Below are 18,431 nucleotides of genomic sequence, written 5' to 3'. Positions count from 1 at the left end.
GCCGGACGGCATCCCCTCATCACCCCGGTGTTCGCGCGCCGGCAGAGCCGTTGCCGGCGCCCGGGGTGATGTCCAGCCGCCGCTCGCCCGCGTAGACGTTCATCGAGTCCCCGCGCAGGAACCCGATCAGCGTCAGCCCCTCCTCCTCGGCCAGCTCGGCCGCGAGCGAGGAGGGCGCGGACACCGCGGCGAGCACCGGGATGCCCCCCATGACCGCCTTCTGCACCAGCTCGAAGGAGGCCCGGCCGGAGACCATGAGCACGGTCGAGCGCAGCGGCAGCAGGCCCTGCCGCAGCGCCCAGCCGAGCAGCTTGTCCACGGCGTTGTGCCGCCCCACGTCCTCGCGCACGCACAAGGCCTCGCCCGCGGCCGTGAACAGGCCGGCCGCGTGCAGCCCGCCCGTCCGGTCGAAGACCCGCTGGGCCGCGCGCAGCCGGCCGGGCAGGGCCGCCACCGTCGCCTGGCCGAGCTCGACGGGGTCGTCGTGCGCGGACCAGCGGGCGACCGTGCGCACCGCCTCCAGCGACGCCTTGCCGCAGACGCCGCAGGAGGAGGTGGTGTAGAAGTTGCGCGGCGCGGGCGCCTCGACGCCCGGCGCGAGCCGCACGTCCAGGACGTTGTACGTGTTCCGCCCGTCGGCCAGGGCCCCCGCGCAGTAGCGGATGGTCGCGATGTCGCCGGCCGAGGCGACCGCGCCCTCGCTGACCAGGAACCCGGCGGCCAGGTCGAAGTCGTCGCCCGGCGTCCGCATGGTGACGGTCAGCGGCGTGCCGTCGAGGCGGATCTCCAGGGGCTCCTCGGCGGCCAGCGAGTCGACCCTGCGCGTCGGGGCGGAGTCCCTGATGCGCAGGATGCGGCGCTTGACGGCGACCCTAGACATACCCGTACCCGAAGCGGCCCTTGACGCAGAGGTTGCCCTTGGTGACGGGGTTGTCGTGCGGCGAGCTGACCTTCACGATCTTGTTGTCCTGTACGTGCAGCGTCAGGTTGCAGCCGACGCCGCAGTAGCTGCAGATCGTCGTGGTCTGCGTCTGCCGCGACTCGTCCCAGGTCCCGGCGGCGCGCATGTCGAACTCCGACTTGAACGACAGCGCCCCGGTCGGGCACACCTCGACGCAGTTGCCGCAGTAAACACAGGCCGAGTCGGTGAGCGGGGCGTCGAACTCGGTGGAGATGTGCGAGTCGAAGCCGCGGCCGGCCACGGCGATGGCGAAGGAGTTCTGCCACTGGTCGCCGCAGGCGTCGACGCACTTGTAGCACATGATGCACTTGCTGTAGTCGCGCACGTAGAGCTCGTTGTCGACCTTGGCGGGCTGCTCGACCGTGGCCGCGTCGTCGCCGAACCTGCCGGGCTCGGCGCCGTACTCCTCGATCCAGCCGGCCGCCCGCGGGGTGGTCGACAGGTCCACCGACGAGCCGAGCAGCTCCAGCACCACCTTGCGGCTGTGGCGGGCGCGCTCGGTGTCGGTGCCGACGGTCATGCCGGCCTCGACCTTCCTGGAGCAGGCCGGGGCCAGGGTGCGCGACCCCTCGACCTCGACGACGCACACCCGGCAGGCGTTCTTGGGGGTGAGCGTGTCGCCGTAGCAGAGCGTCGGGACGTCCTTGCCCGCCGCCTGGCAGGCGTCCAGGATCGTCGAGCCCTCGGGCACCCGGACGGTCTCGCCGTCGATCTGCACGTCGACGAGCCGCCGGGGCGGCTGGAGCGGGATCACTTGTATACCCCCAAGCGGTCGATGGCCGATTCCACCGCGTTCCATGCGGTCTGTCCGAGGCCGCAGATCGAGGCGTCCCGCATGGTCCGCCCGACCTCGCGCAGCAGGAGCAGGTCGCTCTCGTCCACGCGCTCCGACAGCCGGTGCAGGGCCTCCTCCTGCCGTACGGTGCCCACGCGGCAGGGCACGCACTGGCCGCACGACTCGTCCCTGAAGAACTCGGCGATGCGCAGCAGGATGTGCTTGAGATCGACGGTGTCGTCCAGCACGAGGACGACGCCGGAGCCGAGCGTGGCGCCCGCCGCCCGGGTGCCCTCGAACGTGAGCGGCACGTCCAGGTCCGTCACGAACGCCCCGGCCGCGCCGCCGAGCAGCACCGCCTTGAGCGTCCCGGCGGGCCTGGCCAGGTCGAGCAGCTCGCGCAGCGTCGCGCCGAACGGCAGCTCGTAGCTGCCGGGCCGGTCCACGCTGCCCGACACGCAGAACAGCTTGGTGCCGGTCGAGCCCTCGGTGCCGACCGCCGCGTACGCCTGGGCGCCGTGCTCCAGGATCGGCAGCACGTTGACCAGCGTCTCCACGTTGTTGACCACGGTCGGCTTGCCGAACAGGCCCTTCTCCACCGGGAACGGCGGCTTGCTGCGCGGCTCGCCGCGGAAGCCCTCGATCGAGTTGAAGATCGCGGTCTCCTCGCCGCAGATGTACGCGCCCGCGCCCCGGCGCAGCTCGATGTCGAAGGAGAAGCCCTGGCCCAGGATGTCCGCGCCGAGCAGGCCGCGCGAGCGCGCCGTGGCCATCGCGTGCTCCAGCCGCCGCACCGCCCGCGGGTACTCGCCCCGGACGTAGAGGTAGCCCTTGGCGCAGCCGGTGGCGTAGGCGGCGATCGTCATGGCCTCGACGAGCGCGTACGGGTCGCCCTCCATGATCACGCGGTCCTTGAAGGTGCCCGGCTCGCTCTCGTCGGCGTTGCACACCAGGTAGTGCGGGTGGTCCGGCTGGCGGGCGGTGGCGTCCCACTTCCGGCCCGTCGGGAAGGCCGCGCCACCCCTGCCGACCAGGCCGGACTCCAGCACCTCCCGGATCACGCCCGCCGGGCCGAGCTGGAAGGCCCGCCGCAGCGCCGCGTAGCCCCCGGTGGCCCGGTAGGCGTCCAGGCCGGCCGGGTCGACCACGCCGATCCGTTTCAGCAGCACCAGGCCGTCGCGCCCGGCCTGGGGCACGGCCGCCTCGGCGGGCGGCTCCCAGCCGGCCGGCCCGTGGCCGTTGGAGCCGTGCGGCACGGTGACCTCGTCCCCCTGGACCGGCCCGTACACCTGGGTGGACGGGGTCTCGCCGGCCTCGATCGCCAGGGCGGCCGGGGCGCGCTCGCACAGGCCCAGGCACGGGCTGGGCTGCCAGGAGGAGCCCGCCGGGCCGAGCCGCGCCTCGACGCGCTTGCGCACGTCCTCGGCGCCGCGCGCCTGGCAGGCCAGGTCGGTGCAGAGGTGCAGCACCCGCGCCGGACGCGGCTTCAGCGACAGCAGAGAGTAGAACGACGCCACCCCGTACGCCTCGGCGGGCGGGACGGTGAGGCGGCGGCAGATGTAGTCCAGCGCGCCCTCGCTGATCCACCCGACCCGGTCGTTGACCGCGTGCAGGGCGGGCAGCAGCAGGTCGCGGGCCGGTTCGGGGCGAGCCGCGTAACGCAGCTCCGCCTCCGTCCTGGCGCCGCCCTCCCAGCCGGTGGCCGGCGGGCCGAGCAGCGCGTCGACGGCGGCGCGCTCCTCGGCGGACGGCTGCGCGTCACGGAACCTCAGATCCATCTGTTCACCCGGCCTTGACGAGCTTCTCGACGCGTACGGCTGCCGCCTTGAACTCGGCCGTGCCCGCGATGGGGCAGGTGGCCTCGATGGTCAGGGCGTTGGTGTCCACCTCGTCCGGGAAGTGGAACGTCATGAACACCAGCCCGGGCCGCAGGCCGGGGTCGATGAACACCGGCGCGACCACCGAGCCGCGCCGCGAGCTGATCCGCACCTCTTCACCGGCGACCAGCTCCAGCCGCTCGGCGTCCTCCGGCGACATCTCGACCGTCTCGCCCCGCCGCAGCGGCGAGGCGAACCCCGACGACTGCACGCCGGTGTTGTACGAGTCCAGCCGCCGCCCGGTCGTCAGCCGGAGCGGGTACTCCTCGTCCAGCAGGTCGACCGGCGGCGAGTGGCGCAGCACCGCGAACGGCGCGGGCGTGCCCCGCTTGACCGGGTCGCTCTCCCACAGCCGCCCGTGCAGGTAGGGCGGCTCGATGGCGTCCTCCGACGGGCACGGCCACTGGATGCCGTGCAGCTCCTCCAGCCGCCGGTAGGTCATGCCGCTGTGGTCGGGGGACAGGGCGCGCAGCTCGTTCCAGACCTCCTCGGCGCCGTCGTAGTGCCAGTCGTGGCCCAGGCGGCGGGCCAGCTCGCACATGATCCAGATGTCGTCGCGCGCCTCGCCCGGCGGGTCGAGGGCCTTGCGCACCCGCTGCACCCGCCGCTCGCTGTTGGTGAACGTGCCGTCGGCCTCGCACCACGCGGCGCTGGCGGGCAGCACCACGTCGGCCATCTGGGCGGTCTTGGTGAGGAAGATGTCCTGCACGACGAGGTGGTCGAGCATGGACAGGCGCTTGATGCAGGCCAGCGAGTCGGCCTCGGACTGCACCGGGTTCTCGCCGATGAGGTAGCAGGTGGTGACCTCGCCCTCGGCCATCGCCTCCAGCATCTGGGTCAGGTTGTGGCCGTAGCGCGGCTGGATGCCGACGCCCCAGGCCGTCTCGAACTTCCGCCTGATCGCCGGGTCGAGGAGGTCCTGGAAGCCGGGCAGCCGGTTGGGGATGGCGCCCATGTCGCCGCCGCCCTGCACGTTGTTCTGGCCGCGCAGCGGCGACAGGCCCGAGCCGTAGCGGCCGACGTGGCCGGTCAGCAGGGCCAGGTTGATCAGCGCCCGGACGTTGTCGGTGGCGTTGTGGTGCTCGGTGATGCCGAGGGTCCAGCACAGCTGGGCGCGGTCGGCGCGGGCGTAGGCGTGCGCCAGCTCGCGGATGGCGTGCGCGGGCACGCCGGTGACCTGCTCGGCGGCGCTCAGCGTCCACGGCTCGACGCACGCGCGGAACTCCTCGTAGCCGGTCGTGGCGCGGTCGATGAACTCCTGGTTCTGCAGCCCGGCGTGGATGATCTCGCGGGCGATGGCGTGGGCGAGCGGGATGTCGGTGCCCACGTTCAGCCCCAGCCACAGGTCGGCCCACTGGGCGGTGCCGGTGCGGCGCGGGTCCACGGCGAACATCCGGGCCCCGTTGTGGATGCCTTTCAGCACGTGCTGGAAGAAGATCGGGTGGGCGTTCCGCGCCGCGGAGCCCCACATCACGATCACGTCGGTGTCCTCGACCTCCTGGTAGGAGGAGGTGCCGCCACCACTGCCGAACACGGCCGAGAGCCCCGCCACGCTGGGCGCGTGGCAGGTGCGGTTGCAGGAGTCCACGTTGTTGGTGCCGATCACCACGCGGGTGAACTTCTGCCCGACGTAGTTCATCTCGTTGGTGGAACGGGCGCACGACAGCATGGCGAAGCTGTCGGGGCCGTGTTTGTCGACGTTGCGCCGGAACCCCTCGGCGGCGCGGGTCAGCGCCTCTTCCCAGGTGGCCTCGCGCAGCACGCCGTCCTCGCGCACCAGTGGACGGGTCAGGCGGTCATAGCTCATGATCCCTCCATTCTGTATACAATCTACGGTATGCCTCGCTAGACCGCTCGGACAAGGTTCTCCGCCAGGAGGTCGCTCACCGCGTGGATCGCGCGCAGCGTCGGCACCTGCGCGCCGGTCAGGTCGGCCAGCTCGACCACCGCCGCGAGCAGCACGTCCAGCTCCAGCGGCTTGCCCTTCTCCAGGTCCTGGAGCGTGGACGTCTTGTGCTCGCCCGCCTTCTCGGCCCCGCGCAGCCTGCGCTCGATGGAGATCCCGGGATCGCAGCCGACGTTCGCCGCCACCTCCACGGTCTCGCGCATCATGGCCCGCACCAGCTCCCTGGTGCCGTCGTGGCGGCAGATCCCGGCCATGGTCGCCCGGGCCAGCGCGCTGATCGGGTTGAAGGCGATGTTGCCCATCAGCTTGATCCACACGTCGCGCCGCAGGTCCCGCTCGACCGGGCACTTGAGCCCGCCGGCCACCGCCGCGTCGCTGAACGCGGCGCACCGGCGCGTCAGCGTGCCGTCGGGCTCGCCGATGGAGAACCGGGTGCCCTCCAGGTGCCGGATGACGCCCGGCTCCTCGATCTCGGTCGCGGCGTAGACGACGCAGCCGATGGCCCGTTCCAGGGGCAGCGCCGCGCTGACCGCCCCTCCCGGGTCGACGCTCTGGATGCGGTAGCCCTCGTACGGGCCCTTGAGCCCGTGGAAGTACCACCAGGGGATGCCGTTCTGCGCGGCGATGATGCTCGTGGCCTCGTGCAGCAGTGGCTTGATCATGGGGCCCGCGGCGGCGTAGCTGTTCGCCTTGAGGCCCAGGAAGACGTGGTCCACCGGGCCGACCTGGTGGGGGTCGTCGGTGGCGTGGGGACGGGCGACGAAGTCGCCCCTCGGGCTGAGCACCCGCACACCGGATCTGCGTATGGCGTCCAGGTGCTCACCTCTGGCGATGAGGTGCACCTCGACTCCCGCCCTGTGGAGGGCGGCGCCCACGTACGCGCCGATGGCGCCGGCGCCAAGAACAGCGACCTTCATGCTGCGCTCCGTTCTCGCGTCGGATCGTATGTCCGGCCCCCCGGCCCACCGCGGGCCGGTGGATGCGACCCGCAGTGCATTCGGTATACAGTATGGAAAATTTGGGGTCAAGGGAGCCGCTTCATGACCGTTCTCCGTGACGAACCCGTGCTGGAGGCCCTGTCCTGGGCCGCCGCCAGAGACCTGGCCGCCGGATGCGCCCGTCCGCTCGATCCCGTCCCGGTGCCGCTCGCCGACGCCGCCGGCCGCCGCCTCGCCGATCCGCTGCGGGCCCTGGTGCCCGTCCCCGGCGTGGACGTGGCCGCCATGGACGGCTACGCGGTCTGCGGGCCGCCGCCCTGGCGCGTCGTGGCCCACGTCCTCGCGGGCGGCGCGCCGTACGCCGGGGCGCTGTCGCCGGGGGAGGCGGTCGAGATCGCCACCGGCGCCCCGGTCCCGGCCGGCACGTCGGCGGTCCTGCCGTACGAGCAGTCCGTCCGCCCCTCAGGCGGGGCGCGCGGATCGGGAGGCGCGCTGTGGGTCGGCGGCGACGCCGAGGACGGCCGCCACGTGCGTCGGCGCGGCGAGGACGTCGCCGAGGGCGCCGTCGTGCTGGGGGCCGGCGCGCTGGTGAGCCCCGTGGTGCTCGGGCTCGCCGCGGCGCTCGGCCATGACACGCTCCGGGTCCGCCCCAGGCCCCGGGTGCGGGTCCTGGTGACCGGTGACGAGGTCGTCGGCCACGGTCTGCCTGCTCCGGGCCGGGTCCGCGACGCCATCGGCCCCTTCCTGCCGGGCCTGGTCGCGTGGGCGGGCGGCCGGCTCACGGAGAGCGTCCGCCTCCCCGACGGCCCCGGCCCGCTGCGCGACGCCCTGGCCCCCGCCGTCCCCGCCGAGGTCGTGGTCGGGTGCGGGGCGTCCTCGAAGGGGCCCGCCGACCACCTGCGCGGGGTGCTCGCCGACCTCGGCGCGGAGGTGCTGGTGGACGGGGTTGCGGTACGCCCCGGCCACCCGCAGTTGCTGGCGCGGACACCGCACGGGACGTGGGTCGTCGGCCTGCCGGGGAACCCGTTCGCGGCGCTGGCGGCGGCGGTGACGCTGCTGGCGCCGATGCTGCGCGCGATGTCCGGCCTGGAGGAGCGTACGGAGGTGAGCGCGCTGGCGGGGACGGTGCGGACGCATCCGAGGGACACGCGGCTGGTGCCGGTGCGCCGGTCGGGCCGCGGGGCGGTGCCGGTCGGGCACGACCGGCCGGGATCTCTGTGGGGCGCGGCGATGGCGGATGCCCTGGCCGTGGTGCCCGCGGGGTGGTCCGGGGAGCCGGTCGAGCTGATCGAGTTGCCCGAGGGGGGCTAGACAGGCCGGTGACGGCAGGGTAACCATTGCGTTCATACGGTATGCAGTATGCGGGAGACAGTCGCTGGGAAAGGGACGCATCGATGTCGGAAACGATCTCTGGCGGTCATCTGGTGGCCAAGGCGCTCAAGGCCGAGGGCGTGGACGTGATCTACACGCTCTGCGGCGGGCACATCATCGACATCTACGACGGCTGCGTCGATGAGGGCATCGAGGTCATCGACGTGCGCCACGAGCAGGTGGCCGCGCACGCGGCCGACGGCTACGCGCGCATCACCGGCAAGCCCGGCTGCGCGGTGGTCACCGCCGGCCCCGGCACGACGGACGCGGTCACCGGCGTGGCCAACGCGTTCCGCGCCGAGAGCCCGATGTTGCTGATCGGCGGGCAGGGGGCGCTGAGCCAGCACAAGATGGGCTCGCTGCAGGACCTCCCGCACGTCGACATGATGACGCCGATCACCAAGTTCGCCGCGACGGTGCCGAGCACGGAACGGGTGGCCGACATCGTGTCGATGGCCTTCCGCGAGTGCTACCACGGCGCGCCGGGCCCGTCGTTCCTGGAGATCCCGCGCGACGTGCTGGACGCGAAGGTGCCGCTGGAGAAGGCGCGCATCCCGAAGAACTACCGGGCCTCCACCCGCCAGGCCGGCGACCCGGAGGCCGTCGAGAAGCTGGCCGACCTGCTGGCCCACGCGGACAAGCCGTGCATCCTGCTCGGCAGCCAGGTATGGACCTGCCGGGCCACGGACGCGGCGATCGACTTCGTCCGCCAGCTCAACGTGCCCGCCTACATGAACGGCTCGGCCCGGGGCACGCTGCCGCCCGGCGACCCGCACCACTTCCAGCTCAGCCGCCGCTACGCCTTCACCGAGGCCGACCTGATCATCATCGTCGGGACGCCGTTCGACTTCCGGATGGGCTACGGCAAGCGGCTGTCGCCGACGGCGACGGTGGTGCAGATCGACCTCGACTACCGCACCGTCGGCAAGAACCGGGACATCGACCTGGGCATCGTCGGCGACGCCGGGCTCATCCTGGCCGCCACGGCGCAGGCGGCCAGCGGCCGGGTCTCCGACTCGGCGGCCAGGCGCAAGGAGTGGATCGAGGAGCTGCGCGCGGTCGAGGCCGCGGCCTACGACAAGCGGCTGCCGCGCCAGCTCTCCGCCGCCCAGCCGATCGACCCGTACCGGCTGGTCCACGAGATCAACGAGTTCCTCACCGAGGACACCATCTACATCGGCGACGGCGGCGACATCGTCACCTTCTCCGGCCAGGTCGTCCAGCCCAAGTCGCCCGGCCACTGGATGGACCCGGGCCCGCTCGGCACGCTGGGCGTCGGCATGGCGTTCGCGATGGCCGCCAAGCAGGCCAGGCGCGACAAGGAGGTGCTGTGCCTGTTCGGCGACGGCGCCTTCAGCCTCACCGGCTGGGACTTCGAGACGATGGTCCGCTTCGACCTGCCGTTCATCGGCGTCATCGGCAACAACTCCTCGATGAACCAGATCCGCTACGGCCAGGCCGCCAAGTACGGCGAGGACCGCGCCCGCGTCGGCAACACGCTGGGCGACATCCGCTACGGCGAGTTCGCCGAGCTGCTCGGCGGCTACGGCGAGGAGGTCCGCGACCCGGCCGAGATCCGCCCCGCGCTGGAGCGGGCCCGCGAGTCCGGCAAGCCGTCGCTGATCAACGTCTGGGTCGATCCCGACGTGTACGCGCCCGGCACCATGAACCAGACCATGTACAAGTAGGGCAGGTCCCGACATGAAGGCACTCGAAGGTGTCCGCGTCCTCGACATGACCCACGTCCAGTCCGGCCCGTCCGCCACCCAGTTGCTCGCCTGGCTGGGGGCCGACGTGGTCAAGCTGGAGTCGCCGGCCGGCGACATCACCCGGCAGCAGCTCCGCGACCTGCCGGACGTCGACAGCCTCTACTTCACGATGCTCAACTGCAACAAGCGCAGCATCACGCTCAACATGAAGAGCGAGCGCGGCAAGGAGCTGTTCACCGAGCTGGTGAAGGGCGCCGACGTGCTGGTGGAGAACTTCGGCCCCGGCGCGGTCGACCGCATGGGCTTCACCTGGGACCGGCTCCAGGAGCTCAACCCGCGCCTCGTCTACGCCTCGATCAAGGGCTTCGGCGCCGGCCGCTACGCCAAGTTCAAGGCGTACGAGGTGATCGCCCAGGCGATGGGCGGCTCGATGTCGACGACCGGCTTCGAGGAGGGCCCGCCGCTGGCCACGGGCGCGCAGATCGGCGACTCGGGCACCGGCATCCACGCGGTGGCCGGCATCCTGGCGGCCCTCTACCAGCGCGAGCGCACCGGGCGCGGCCAGCGGGTGCAGGTCGCCATGCAGCACGCGGTGCTCAACCTGTGCCGGGTCAAGCTGCGCGACCAGCAGCGGCTGGCGCACGGCCCGCTGCGCGAGTACCCGAACAGGACGTTCGGCGACGAGGTGCCGCGCTCCGGCAACGCCAGCGGCGGCGGCCAGCCCGGCTGGGCGGTGCGCTGCGCGCCGGGCGGCCCGAACGACTACATCTACGTGATCGTGCAGCCGGTCGGCTGGAAGCCGCTGTCGGCCATCATCGGCCGCCCCGAGCTGGCCGACGACCCCGAGTGGGCGACGCCGGAGGCGCGGCTGCCGAAGCTGGACAAGATGTTCCAGCTCATCGAGGAGTGGACGATCCGGCACGACAAGTGGTCGGTGCTGGACCGGCTGAACGCCGAGAACATCCCGTGCGGCCCGATCCTGTCGACCAGGGAGCTGGTGGAGGACGAGAGCCTGCGCGAGGAGGGCATCGTCGTCGCGGTCGACCATCCCGAACGCGGCGAGTTCGTGACCGTCGGCAGCCCGCTCCAGCTGTCGGACTCGCCGGTCGACGTCAGGACGCCGCCGCTGCTGGGCGAGCACAACCAGGAGATCTACGGCCCCCTCGGCGTGAGCCCCGAGGAGCTGGCCGAGCTGAAGACGAACGGAGTCATCTAGTGAGTGCAGTCAGGGACATCCTGGACAAGGCGCTCGCCGAAGGCCGCACGGCCCTGACCGCCCCGGAGGGGCGCGGGATCTGCGAGGCGTACGGCATCGCCACCCCGGGCGAAGGGCTGGCCACCTCGGCGGCCGAGGCCGTGTCGATCGCGGAGGACATCGGCCTCCCGGTCGTGCTGAAGATCGTCTCGCCGGACATCCTGCACAAGACCGACGCGGGCGGCGTGCTGGTCGGCCTCAGGACCGCCGAGGAGGTACGCGACGGCTTCGAGACCGTCATGGCCAACGCCCTGGCCCACAACCCGGGCGCCCGCGTCGACGGCGTCCAGGTGCAGCAGCTCGTCGGCGGCGGTCACGAGGTCATCGTCGGCGCGGTCACCGACCCGACGTTCGGCAAGGTGATCGCGTTCGGGCTGGGAGGTGTCCTGGTTGAGGTGCTCAAGGATGTTACTTTCCGGCTTGCCCCGGTTTCGGCGGAAGAAGCCCTGGGGATGCTCGACGACATCAAAGCGGCGGACGTGCTGAAAGGTGCCCGTGGTGCCGAGCCCGCGAACCGGGAGGCCCTGGCGGCACTGATCGAACGCGTCGGCAGGCTGGTGAGCGACTTCCCCGAGATCACCGAGATCGACCTCAACCCCGTCTTCGCCGACGCCCGCGGCGCCGTGGCCGCCGACGTGCGCATCCTCATCGGCGAGGCCCCCGCCGAGGTCAGCCGGCTGCCCCGCGAGCGCATCCTGGAGCAGATGACGCGGATCTTCAAGCCGCGCTCCGTCGCCGTCATCGGCGCCTCCGCCGAGACCGGCAAGATCGGCAACTCCGTCATGCGCAACCTCATCAACGGCGGCTACCGGGGCCAGATCTTCCCGATCAACCCCAAGGCCGACGACATCATGGGGCTGCCCGCGTACAAGAGCATCTCCGACGTGCCGCACGACGTGGACGTGGCCGTGTTCGCCATCCCCGCCAAGTTCGTGCCCGCCGCGCTGGAGGAGGCCGGGCGCAAGGGCGTCGGCGGCGCCATCATGATCCCGTCGGGGTTCGCCGAGACGGGCAACGTCGAGGGCCAGCGCGAGATCGTCGAGATCGCCCGCAGGCACGGCGTGCGCATGCTCGGCCCCAACATCTACGGCTACTACTACACGCCCGAGAACCTCTGCGCGACCTTCTGCACCCCCTACGACGTGCGCGGCGGCGTCGCCCTCACCTCGCAGAGCGGCGGCATCGGCATGGCCATCCTCGGCTTCAGCCGCACCACCAAGATGGGCGTGTCGGCGATCGTCGGCGTCGGCAACAAGGCCGACGTGGACGAGGACGACCTGCTCACCTTCTTCGAGCAGGACGACAACACCCGCGCCGTCGCCATGCACCTGGAGGACCTCAAGGACGGGCGCGGCTTCGTCGAGGCCGCCCGCCGCGTCGTCAAGGAGAAGCCCGTCATCGTCCTCAAGGCCGGCCGCACCGCCATGGGCGCCCGCGCCGCCGGCTCCCACACGGGCGCGCTCGCCGGTGACGACAAGGTCTACGACGACATCCTGCGGCAGGCCGGCGTCGTGCGCGCCCCCGGGCTCAACGACATGCTCGAGTACGCCAGATCGCTGCCGATCATGCCGACGCCCCGGGGCGAGAACGTCGTCATCATCACCGGGGCGGGCGGCTCCGGCGTGCTGCTGTCGGACGCCTGCGTCGACGCGGGCCTGACGCTCATGGACATCCCGCCCGACCTGGACGAGGCCTTCCGCGCCTACATCCCCCCGTTCGGCGCGGCGGGCAACCCCATCGACATCACCGGCGGCGAGCCGCCCTCGACCTACGAGAACACGGTCCGCCTCGGCCTCGCCGACGACCGGATCCACGCGCTGGTCCTGGGCTACTGGCACACGATCGTCACGCCGCCGATGGTCTTCGCCGAACTCGTCGCCCGCGTGGTCGCCGAGGAGCGCGCGAAGGGCAACGTCAAGCCGGTCGTCGCGTCACTGGCCGGGGACACCGAGGTCGAGGAGGCCAGCGAGTACCTGTTCGAGCACGGAGTGGTCGCGTACCCGTACACGACCGAGAAGCCCGTGGCGGTGCTCGGCGCGAAGTACCGCTGGGCCAGGGCAGCCGGACTGCTGGGCTAAGAGCCGAGCCGCAGCAGAGCCAGGCGAGGGGGCGCATTCGGGGCAGCGCAGGAGAACCAACAAATCCCCCCAGGAGGTCCGTAGGTGGACACATCAAAACCCCCGGCGACGTCTGCGCCGCCGGTCGAGGACGAACGAGTATGGAAAGCGGGCCGGCTGGAGCCGATGCCCATCAGGAAACTCCCCGACGCGCCTCCCTCGGTGCACATCCTCGGGCCCACCGTCTTCCTCGTGGCCCTCGGCGTGGGGATGGGCGAGTCGTACATGTGGCCCCGGCTCGTGCTGCTGTTCGGGCCGGAGATCAGGTGGCTGTTCCTGATCGGCGTGACCCTCCAGGCCGTGGTCATGCTGGAGATGGCCCGCTACGCGATGGCGACGGGGGAGAGCATCTTCTCCGGCGCCGCCCGCGTCTTCAAGCCGCTCATGTGGTTCTTCTTCATCGTCGCCATGGCCGTCTACATCTGGCCGGGGCACCTGTCCGCCGGGGCGGCGGCGCTGGAACAGATCTCCGGCATCCCCTGGATGGTCACCGCCGTCGCCGGGCTCATCCTGGTCGGGGTGATCTTCAGCTTCGCCAAGGTCATCTACAACCTGCTGGAGAACGTGCTGTCGCTGCTCATCGGCGCGCTCGTGATCGGCACCGCGGTGGTCGCCGCGATGGTCGGCTCCTGGAACGACGTCGTCACCACGATCACCGGCATGTTCGCCTTCGGCTACCTGCCGGCCGAGGCCATGACGGCCGCCTGGTTCCCCGTCATCGTCGGCGCCTGCGCCTTCGCCGGGCCGTCCGGCATGCAGCAGATGTGGTACACGCTGCACCTGCGGGCCTCCGGCGCCGGCATGGGCGCGCACATCCCCAAGGTCCACGGGCTGCGGCACGCCGGCGAGGAAGAGGCCATGCCCTCGCGCGGCTTCATGTTCGACACCGAGGACCCGGCCGAGATGGCCAAGTGGAAGGGCTGGCGCCGCTGGGTGACCTTCGACGCCTTACTGCTCTTCTGGGGCATCACCATGCTCGTCACGGTCTCCTTCACGGTGATCGCCCAGGCGGCCGTCCGGCAGAACCCCGGCGTCCGCGACGTCATCCAGAACGAGGAGCGGGAGGTCGCGCTCACCGCGATGGCCGACGCCGTCTCCTCGGCGGGCAGCTCCGTGCTCGGCGTGATCTTCCTCGGGTTCATCGCGCTGATCGGCCTCAACGCCACCCTCGGGCTGTTCGACTCCTTCTCCCGCGGCCAGGCCGACATGACGTACAACTTCGTGAAGGGCGCGAAGAAGCTGCGCATGTCACACCTGTACGCGGGCTTCCTCTGGGGTGTGATCATCTTCGGCATCCTGATCCTGCTGTTCGGCCCCGCTGACGGACCGGCCGGGATCCTGGACACGCTGGCGTTCCTGTCGACGTTCGCGATGGGCGCCTACTGCGTGACGCTGCTGCTGGTCAACAACCGCATGCTGCCCAAGCCGATCAGGCCGAGGTGGTGGTCGAACGTGATCATCGGGTGTGGCGCGGTCTTCTACCTCGGCATGCTGTTCTACAGCCTGTTCGCCTTCGGCGTGGTCGTGGGCTGATGATCGATCGGCACAGCCTCGAACTCGCCCTGCCAGGGGCGTCGATCGGAGCCGTCGCCGGCGCCATGGCCGGTGGGCTGACCCTGTTCGCCGGGGTCCCCACCGGCCTGGCCGCCCTGTCGGCCCTCATGCTCGCGCTGCCCCTCGGCCTCTTCGGCGGCCTGTACGGGGTCCTGCTCGGCCGGGGCGTCTTCCGGCCCGGCACCTTCGGACCGTGCGGGCTGTACTGGATGGCGGCCTTCCCGCTGTCCAGGCTCGTCCAGGAGAGCGTCGCCGGGACCGGTGGTCTGGCCGGCGGGGCCGGAGGCTTCCTGCTCTACCAGGCGATGGTCTCGCTCGGCTTCGCCATCGGCTTCGTCTGGATCCACGAGCGGCTCATGCCGCACTGGCTCCTCCGCGTCGCCCCCGCCAACCCGCAGGCCGAAGCGCTGCTCGGCCTCTACGTCCATCACGCCGAGGCGCTGCGCGCGCGGAAGGGAGCCCGCCGATGAACCTGCCCACCTGGGTGTGGCTCGCTACGATAGGCGGCTTCGCCCTCGTCCTGGCGCTGGACTTCTACCTCGTCGCACGCAACCCGCGCGAACCCACCTTCAAGGAGTGCGTGGGCTGGGTGTCGTTCTACGTCGGCCTGGCCGTCCTGTTCGGGATCGGGCTGCTGGTCGTGTCGGGCCCCGGCCACGGCGGCGAGTTCTTCGCCGGCTGGATCACCGAGTACTCGCTCAGCGTCGACAACCTGTTCGTCTTCCTGCTGATCATGAGCCGCTTCCAGGTGCCCCGCCAGTATCGCCAGAAGGTGCTGCTCATCGGCATCGTGCTGGCCCTGCTCATGCGGGGCGCCTTCATCGCCGCCGGCGCCGAGGCGGTGTCGAGGTTCGACTGGCTCTTCTACGTCTTCGGCGCCTTCCTCGTCTACACCGCGTGGAAGCTCGTCGGGCACGAGGAGGACGAGGCCGAGTTCTCCGAGAACCTCGCCCTGCGCACGGTCCGCAGGGTGCTGCCCACCACCGACACCTACCACGGCGCCCGCCTCACCGTGCACCTGGGCCGCAGGATGGTGACGCCGATGCTGATCGTCATGGTCGCCATCGGCACCACCGACCTGCTGTTCGCGCTCGACTCGATCCCGGCCATCTTCGGGCTCACCAAGGAGCCGTATCTCGTCTTCACCGCCAACGCCTTCGCCCTCATGGGGCTGCGGCAGCTGTTCTTCCTCATCGGCGGCCTGCTCGACCGGCTCGTCTACCTGAGCAAGGGCCTGTCGGTGGTGCTCGCCTTCATCGGCGTCAAGCTCATCCTGGAGGCGCTGCACCACGACGGCGTGTCGTGGGCTCCGGAGATCCCGATCCTGGTGTCGCTCGGGGTCATCCTCGGCACCCTGGCGGTCACCACGGTGCTGAGCCTGGTCAAGTCGTCGCGCGACGCCCGGAAGGAGGTCGCGGAACCGGTGGAGCGCTGACCACGCCGCGCGCCGGGGGCGTCCGTCCCCCGGTGCGCGGCTCAGCTCTTGGGGCTCTTGCGCACGTCGTGCTCCACGGCCCACTCCCGCAGGTGCAGCTCCGCGTCGTCGGCGGAGTAGTGCTTCCTGAGCGCCGCGCTCAGCCCGATGCCCAGGGCCCGGCCGTCGGCGGCCTGACCCAGGGGATCACCAAGGAGGAAGCGGACAAGCGTCTTCTTCATCGTTCGAACACCTCCCAGTTTCTGCTCCATGTGCTGCCCGGGACGGCCCCGGGCAAGCGGAATCCGCCGCCCGGACCGTCTCCGGGCGGAAAGGCGGGGTGCCGGCCGCGGCGGCTAGTTCGTCGCCGGGGTCGTGCGCGGGCGGCGGCGGCGCACCGGCTTGGGCGCGGGCTCCACCGGCTCGTTCTCGCGCTGCTCCATGTACGAGGCGCGGGTGTGACCGGTGTGCTCCCGCATGATCGACGCGGCCCGGTCGGCGTCACCGGCCTCGATCGCGTCGATCAGCGACCGGTGCTCCTCCCACGAGGCCATGCCCCGCTGGCGGGCCACCGGCGTGTGATACCACCGCACCCGCCGGGCCACCTGGCTGGCCAGCTCCTCCAGCACCTTGTTGCCCGACAGCGCCGTCACCAGCGCGTGCAGCTCCGAGTTGGTGGCGACGGCGCCGTCGACGTCGTCGGAACGCACGGCGGCCATGCCGCGCTCGCACAGCGCACGCAGCCGCCGCACCCCCTCCTCGCCGGCGTGCTGCGCCGCGAGCCGCGCCGACTCCGTCTCCAGCAGCGCGCGCACCGCCAGGAGCTGGTCGGCCTCCTCCACCGTCGGCACGTGCACGAACGCGCCCTGCCCCGGGTGCAGGTCGACCCAGCCCTCGCCGCTGAGCTGCTGCAGCGCCTCGCGCACCGGCTGCCGCGACACCCCGAGCAGGGCGGCCAGCTCGCTCTCGACCAGGTGCTGGCCGGGCTTGAGCTGGCCGGAGACGATGAGCTCCTGAATGGCCTCGATCACGCTCTCCCTGAGCGTGGCAGGGCGGGGAATCTTGGTGGCCGCCGCCTGACCGGCCTGATCCGACAGCAACATGACGACTCCAGAGACTGCGCAACAAAATGGTTTTGGTCGACTGCCTACAGCATACTGCGCAGGATGCACGGCCCGCCGTGAGTCTCATCACAGAGAGCTACATCACAGCGTTTCACACAGCGTTTCGCCCCGCATTCACAGCGGGATGGTCGCGGGGAGCCCCGGCGTGCGCAACCTGAGCGTGGCCAGCGCCGGGAGGGCGGCGAGGGCGGCGGCGGCCAGCAGGGCCGGGCCCGGCGCGGTCAGGGCCCCCAGCGCGAGGCAGGCGGCCAGGACGCCCGCCACGGCCTTGGCGCTGTAGACGACGGCCTGGATCTCGCCGACCTTCTCGACGCCGAAGAACTCCCGTACGAGGCTCGCCACCAGCGGATAGAACGCGCCGCCGCCCAGCCCGGCGGTGATCGCGCCGAGCCACAGCAGCGGGCCGCCCGCCGGTGCCACCGCCGCTGCGGGGCCGGGCGCGGGGGTGTGGAGGGCGGCCAGGAGGAGGAGCTGGCCCGCGGCCAGGATCGCGAGCACGGCGGCGAGGACGCGCCGGCGGCCCAGGGCCTCCGAGGCGCGCATCGCGGCCGCCCGGCCCGCGCCGTTCAGCGCCACCAGCACGGCCAGCGCGCCCCAGGAGCCGGTGGCGGCGACCACGATCACGTCGAGGACGGACACCGCGCCCGCGCAGGCGAGGATGGCGGCCAGCGCGGGGAGCGCCCGGGTGCGCAGGGCCTGGGCCAGGCCGAACTGGCGGACCGCGCCGGGCGTGCGGCGCAGGATGGCCGCGTCCAGGGCGTGCGCACGGGGGTCGACGGTCGCGGGCCACCAGTGGCGCGGCGGCAGCCGCAGGCGCCGGGCCGCGACGCCGATGGCCACGGCCGCCGCGAGCGCCGCCGCCCCGAAGGCCCACGGGGTCGTCGCCGGGGCGATCCCGGCCCACACCAGCAGCGGGACCGCCCCGTACCCGAACGCCCCTGTCACCAGGCTCACCCGGGAGGCGGCCCGGTCGGGGTACCAGGCCGAGACCACCTCGCTGCACACGCCGTAGACGGCCCCCGCCCCGAGCCCCCCGAGCACCGCGTACCCGAGCAACGCCACCCCCGGCCCCGCACCCCCCGCGGCGGTAGTGGAGGCGGGGAAGGTCAGGGCGAGGGTGAGGAGGCCGGTGGCGGTCAGCGCGGCGCCCGCGGCGAGCGCGGTGCGGACCGGGAGTCGGCCGCGGCGGACGAGGTGGAGGGCGGGGAGCGCCCCGGCGGCCTGGAAGACGAGACAGGCGGCCAGGAGCAGCAGCCCGGCGCCGTCCCGGGCGAGCAGCGCGGCGAAGCCGTACTGCAGCGGGCTGATGGCGGCCATGGCCACGAGGGCGAGCCGGAACATGCGGGTGCGGTCGGCGGGGACCGGTCCGACGAGGTAGGAGCGCCCGCGCCAGTCCCGGACAACTTCTGCATTCTCCATACCGTATGGAA

General features: G+C 72.0%; 15 protein-coding genes. 7 read left to right on the top strand and 8 right to left on the bottom strand.

Annotated features, from left to right (window positions below; all coding sequences use genetic code 11):
* Positions 1-19: 19 nt before the first annotated feature.
* From fdhD to AB0G11_RS09830, 5 genes are read right to left on the bottom strand one after another with little or no spacing between them, the layout of a single operon-like run.
* Complete coding sequence (fdhD, locus tag AB0G11_RS09850) at positions 20-880, bottom strand: formate dehydrogenase accessory sulfurtransferase FdhD (protein ID WP_357585090.1); 861 nt, start codon at positions 878-880, stop codon at positions 20-22.
* Complete coding sequence (locus AB0G11_RS09845) at positions 873-1,712, bottom strand: 2Fe-2S iron-sulfur cluster-binding protein (RefSeq protein WP_308125970.1); 840 nt, start codon at positions 1,710-1,712, stop codon at positions 873-875. The genes fdhD and AB0G11_RS09845 overlap by 8 nt, the downstream gene beginning before the upstream one ends.
* Positions 1,712-3,514 (bottom strand): NAD(P)H-dependent oxidoreductase subunit E, encoded by a 1,803-nt coding sequence (locus AB0G11_RS09840; RefSeq protein WP_357585088.1) that lies wholly within the window; start codon positions 3,512-3,514, stop codon positions 1,712-1,714. Before AB0G11_RS09840 ends, AB0G11_RS09845 begins: the two co-directional genes overlap by 1 nt.
* 4 nt (positions 3,515-3,518) lie before the next feature.
* The gene (locus tag AB0G11_RS09835; RefSeq protein WP_219509509.1) at positions 3,519-5,420 is read right to left on the bottom strand and encodes a molybdopterin-dependent oxidoreductase; all 1,902 of its coding nucleotides are present in this window, start codon (positions 5,418-5,420) and stop codon (positions 3,519-3,521) included.
* 38 nt (positions 5,421-5,458) lie between these two features.
* Complete coding sequence (locus tag AB0G11_RS09830) at positions 5,459-6,436, bottom strand: 2-dehydropantoate 2-reductase (protein ID WP_219509510.1); 978 nt, start codon at positions 6,434-6,436, stop codon at positions 5,459-5,461.
* Positions 6,437-6,559: 123 nt separating this feature from the next.
* On the opposite strand from AB0G11_RS09830, the gene AB0G11_RS09825 reads away from it, so the two are divergent.
* From AB0G11_RS09825 to AB0G11_RS09795, 7 genes are all read left to right on the top strand, one after another.
* On the top strand, positions 6,560-7,768 hold the full coding sequence (locus AB0G11_RS09825; protein ID WP_357585086.1) for a molybdopterin molybdotransferase MoeA: 1,209 nt from the start codon (positions 6,560-6,562) through the stop codon (positions 7,766-7,768).
* An 83-nt stretch (positions 7,769-7,851) separates the two neighbouring features.
* Complete coding sequence (locus AB0G11_RS09820; RefSeq protein WP_219509512.1) at positions 7,852-9,516, top strand: thiamine pyrophosphate-binding protein; 1,665 nt, start codon at positions 7,852-7,854, stop codon at positions 9,514-9,516.
* A 13-nt stretch (positions 9,517-9,529) separates the two neighbouring features.
* Positions 9,530-10,753 carry a formyl-CoA transferase gene (gene frc / locus AB0G11_RS09815; RefSeq protein ID WP_219509513.1) on the top strand — a complete coding sequence of 408 codons (1,224 nt, stop codon included), beginning with the start codon at positions 9,530-9,532 and terminating at the stop codon, positions 10,751-10,753.
* Positions 10,753-12,870: an acetate--CoA ligase family protein gene (locus tag AB0G11_RS09810; RefSeq protein ID WP_219509514.1), complete on the top strand. Its 2,118-nt coding sequence runs from the start codon at positions 10,753-10,755 to the stop codon at positions 12,868-12,870. Before frc ends, AB0G11_RS09810 begins: the two co-directional genes overlap by 1 nt.
* Positions 12,871-13,035: 165 nt before the next feature.
* Positions 13,036-14,442, top strand: a complete 1,407-nt coding sequence (locus AB0G11_RS09805) for an Nramp family divalent metal transporter (RefSeq protein ID WP_246645942.1) — start codon at positions 13,036-13,038, stop codon at positions 14,440-14,442.
* Positions 14,442-14,933: a hypothetical protein gene (locus tag AB0G11_RS09800; RefSeq protein WP_219509516.1), complete on the top strand. Its 492-nt coding sequence runs from the start codon at positions 14,442-14,444 to the stop codon at positions 14,931-14,933. The genes AB0G11_RS09805 and AB0G11_RS09800 overlap by 1 nt, the downstream gene beginning before the upstream one ends.
* Positions 14,930-15,898, top strand: a complete 969-nt coding sequence (locus tag AB0G11_RS09795; protein ID WP_219509517.1) for a TerC family protein — start codon at positions 14,930-14,932, stop codon at positions 15,896-15,898. The genes AB0G11_RS09800 and AB0G11_RS09795 overlap by 4 nt, the downstream gene beginning before the upstream one ends.
* A 41-nt stretch (positions 15,899-15,939) precedes the next feature.
* On the opposite strand, the gene AB0G11_RS09790 is transcribed toward AB0G11_RS09795, so the two are convergent.
* The 3 genes from AB0G11_RS09790 to AB0G11_RS09780 form a co-directional block, all read right to left on the bottom strand.
* Positions 15,940-16,119, bottom strand: a complete 180-nt coding sequence (locus AB0G11_RS09790) for a hypothetical protein (protein ID WP_357585084.1) — start codon at positions 16,117-16,119, stop codon at positions 15,940-15,942.
* A gap of 114 nt (positions 16,120-16,233) precedes the next feature.
* Entirely contained in the window at positions 16,234-16,980 is a 747-nt protein-coding gene (locus tag AB0G11_RS09785; protein ID WP_219509519.1) for a GntR family transcriptional regulator, read from the bottom strand.
* A 135-nt stretch (positions 16,981-17,115) separates the two neighbouring features.
* Entirely contained in the window at positions 17,116-18,420 is a 1,305-nt protein-coding gene (locus AB0G11_RS09780) for an MFS transporter (protein ID WP_357585082.1), read from the bottom strand.
* Positions 18,421-18,431 lie beyond the last annotated feature (11 nt).

This window comes from Nonomuraea sp. NPDC023979 (assembly GCF_040639085.1).
Lineage (GTDB): Bacteria > Actinomycetota > Actinomycetes > Streptosporangiales > Streptosporangiaceae > Nonomuraea > Nonomuraea ceibae.
This window is presented reverse-complemented; position numbering and strand designations above follow the sequence as displayed.

Coding starts and splice junctions, on each gene's coding strand:
- AB0G11_RS09790 (WP_357585084.1), bottom strand. CDS start 16,119: ATGAAGAAGACGCTTGTCCGCTTCCTCCTTGGTGATCCCCTGGGTCAG.
- AB0G11_RS09840 (WP_357585088.1), bottom strand. CDS start 3,514: ATGGATCTGAGGTTCCGTGACGCGCAGCCGTCCGCCGAGGAGCGCGCC.
- AB0G11_RS09795 (WP_219509517.1), top strand. CDS start 14,930: ATGAACCTGCCCACCTGGGTGTGGCTCGCTACGATAGGCGGCTTCGCC.
- AB0G11_RS09805 (WP_246645942.1), top strand. CDS start 13,036: ATGCCCATCAGGAAACTCCCCGACGCGCCTCCCTCGGTGCACATCCTC.
- AB0G11_RS09825 (WP_357585086.1), top strand. CDS start 6,560: ATGACCGTTCTCCGTGACGAACCCGTGCTGGAGGCCCTGTCCTGGGCC.
- AB0G11_RS09780 (WP_357585082.1), bottom strand. CDS start 18,420: ATGGAGAATGCAGAAGTTGTCCGGGACTGGCGCGGGCGCTCCTACCTC.
- AB0G11_RS09785 (WP_219509519.1), bottom strand. CDS start 16,980: ATGTTGCTGTCGGATCAGGCCGGTCAGGCGGCGGCCACCAAGATTCCC.
- AB0G11_RS09800 (WP_219509516.1), top strand. CDS start 14,442: ATGATCGATCGGCACAGCCTCGAACTCGCCCTGCCAGGGGCGTCGATC.
- AB0G11_RS09835 (WP_219509509.1), bottom strand. CDS start 5,420: ATGAGCTATGACCGCCTGACCCGTCCACTGGTGCGCGAGGACGGCGTG.
- AB0G11_RS09830 (WP_219509510.1), bottom strand. CDS start 6,436: ATGAAGGTCGCTGTTCTTGGCGCCGGCGCCATCGGCGCGTACGTGGGC.
- AB0G11_RS09820 (WP_219509512.1), top strand. CDS start 7,852: ATGTCGGAAACGATCTCTGGCGGTCATCTGGTGGCCAAGGCGCTCAAG.
- frc (WP_219509513.1), top strand. CDS start 9,530: ATGAAGGCACTCGAAGGTGTCCGCGTCCTCGACATGACCCACGTCCAG.
- fdhD (WP_357585090.1), bottom strand. CDS start 880: ATGTCTAGGGTCGCCGTCAAGCGCCGCATCCTGCGCATCAGGGACTCC.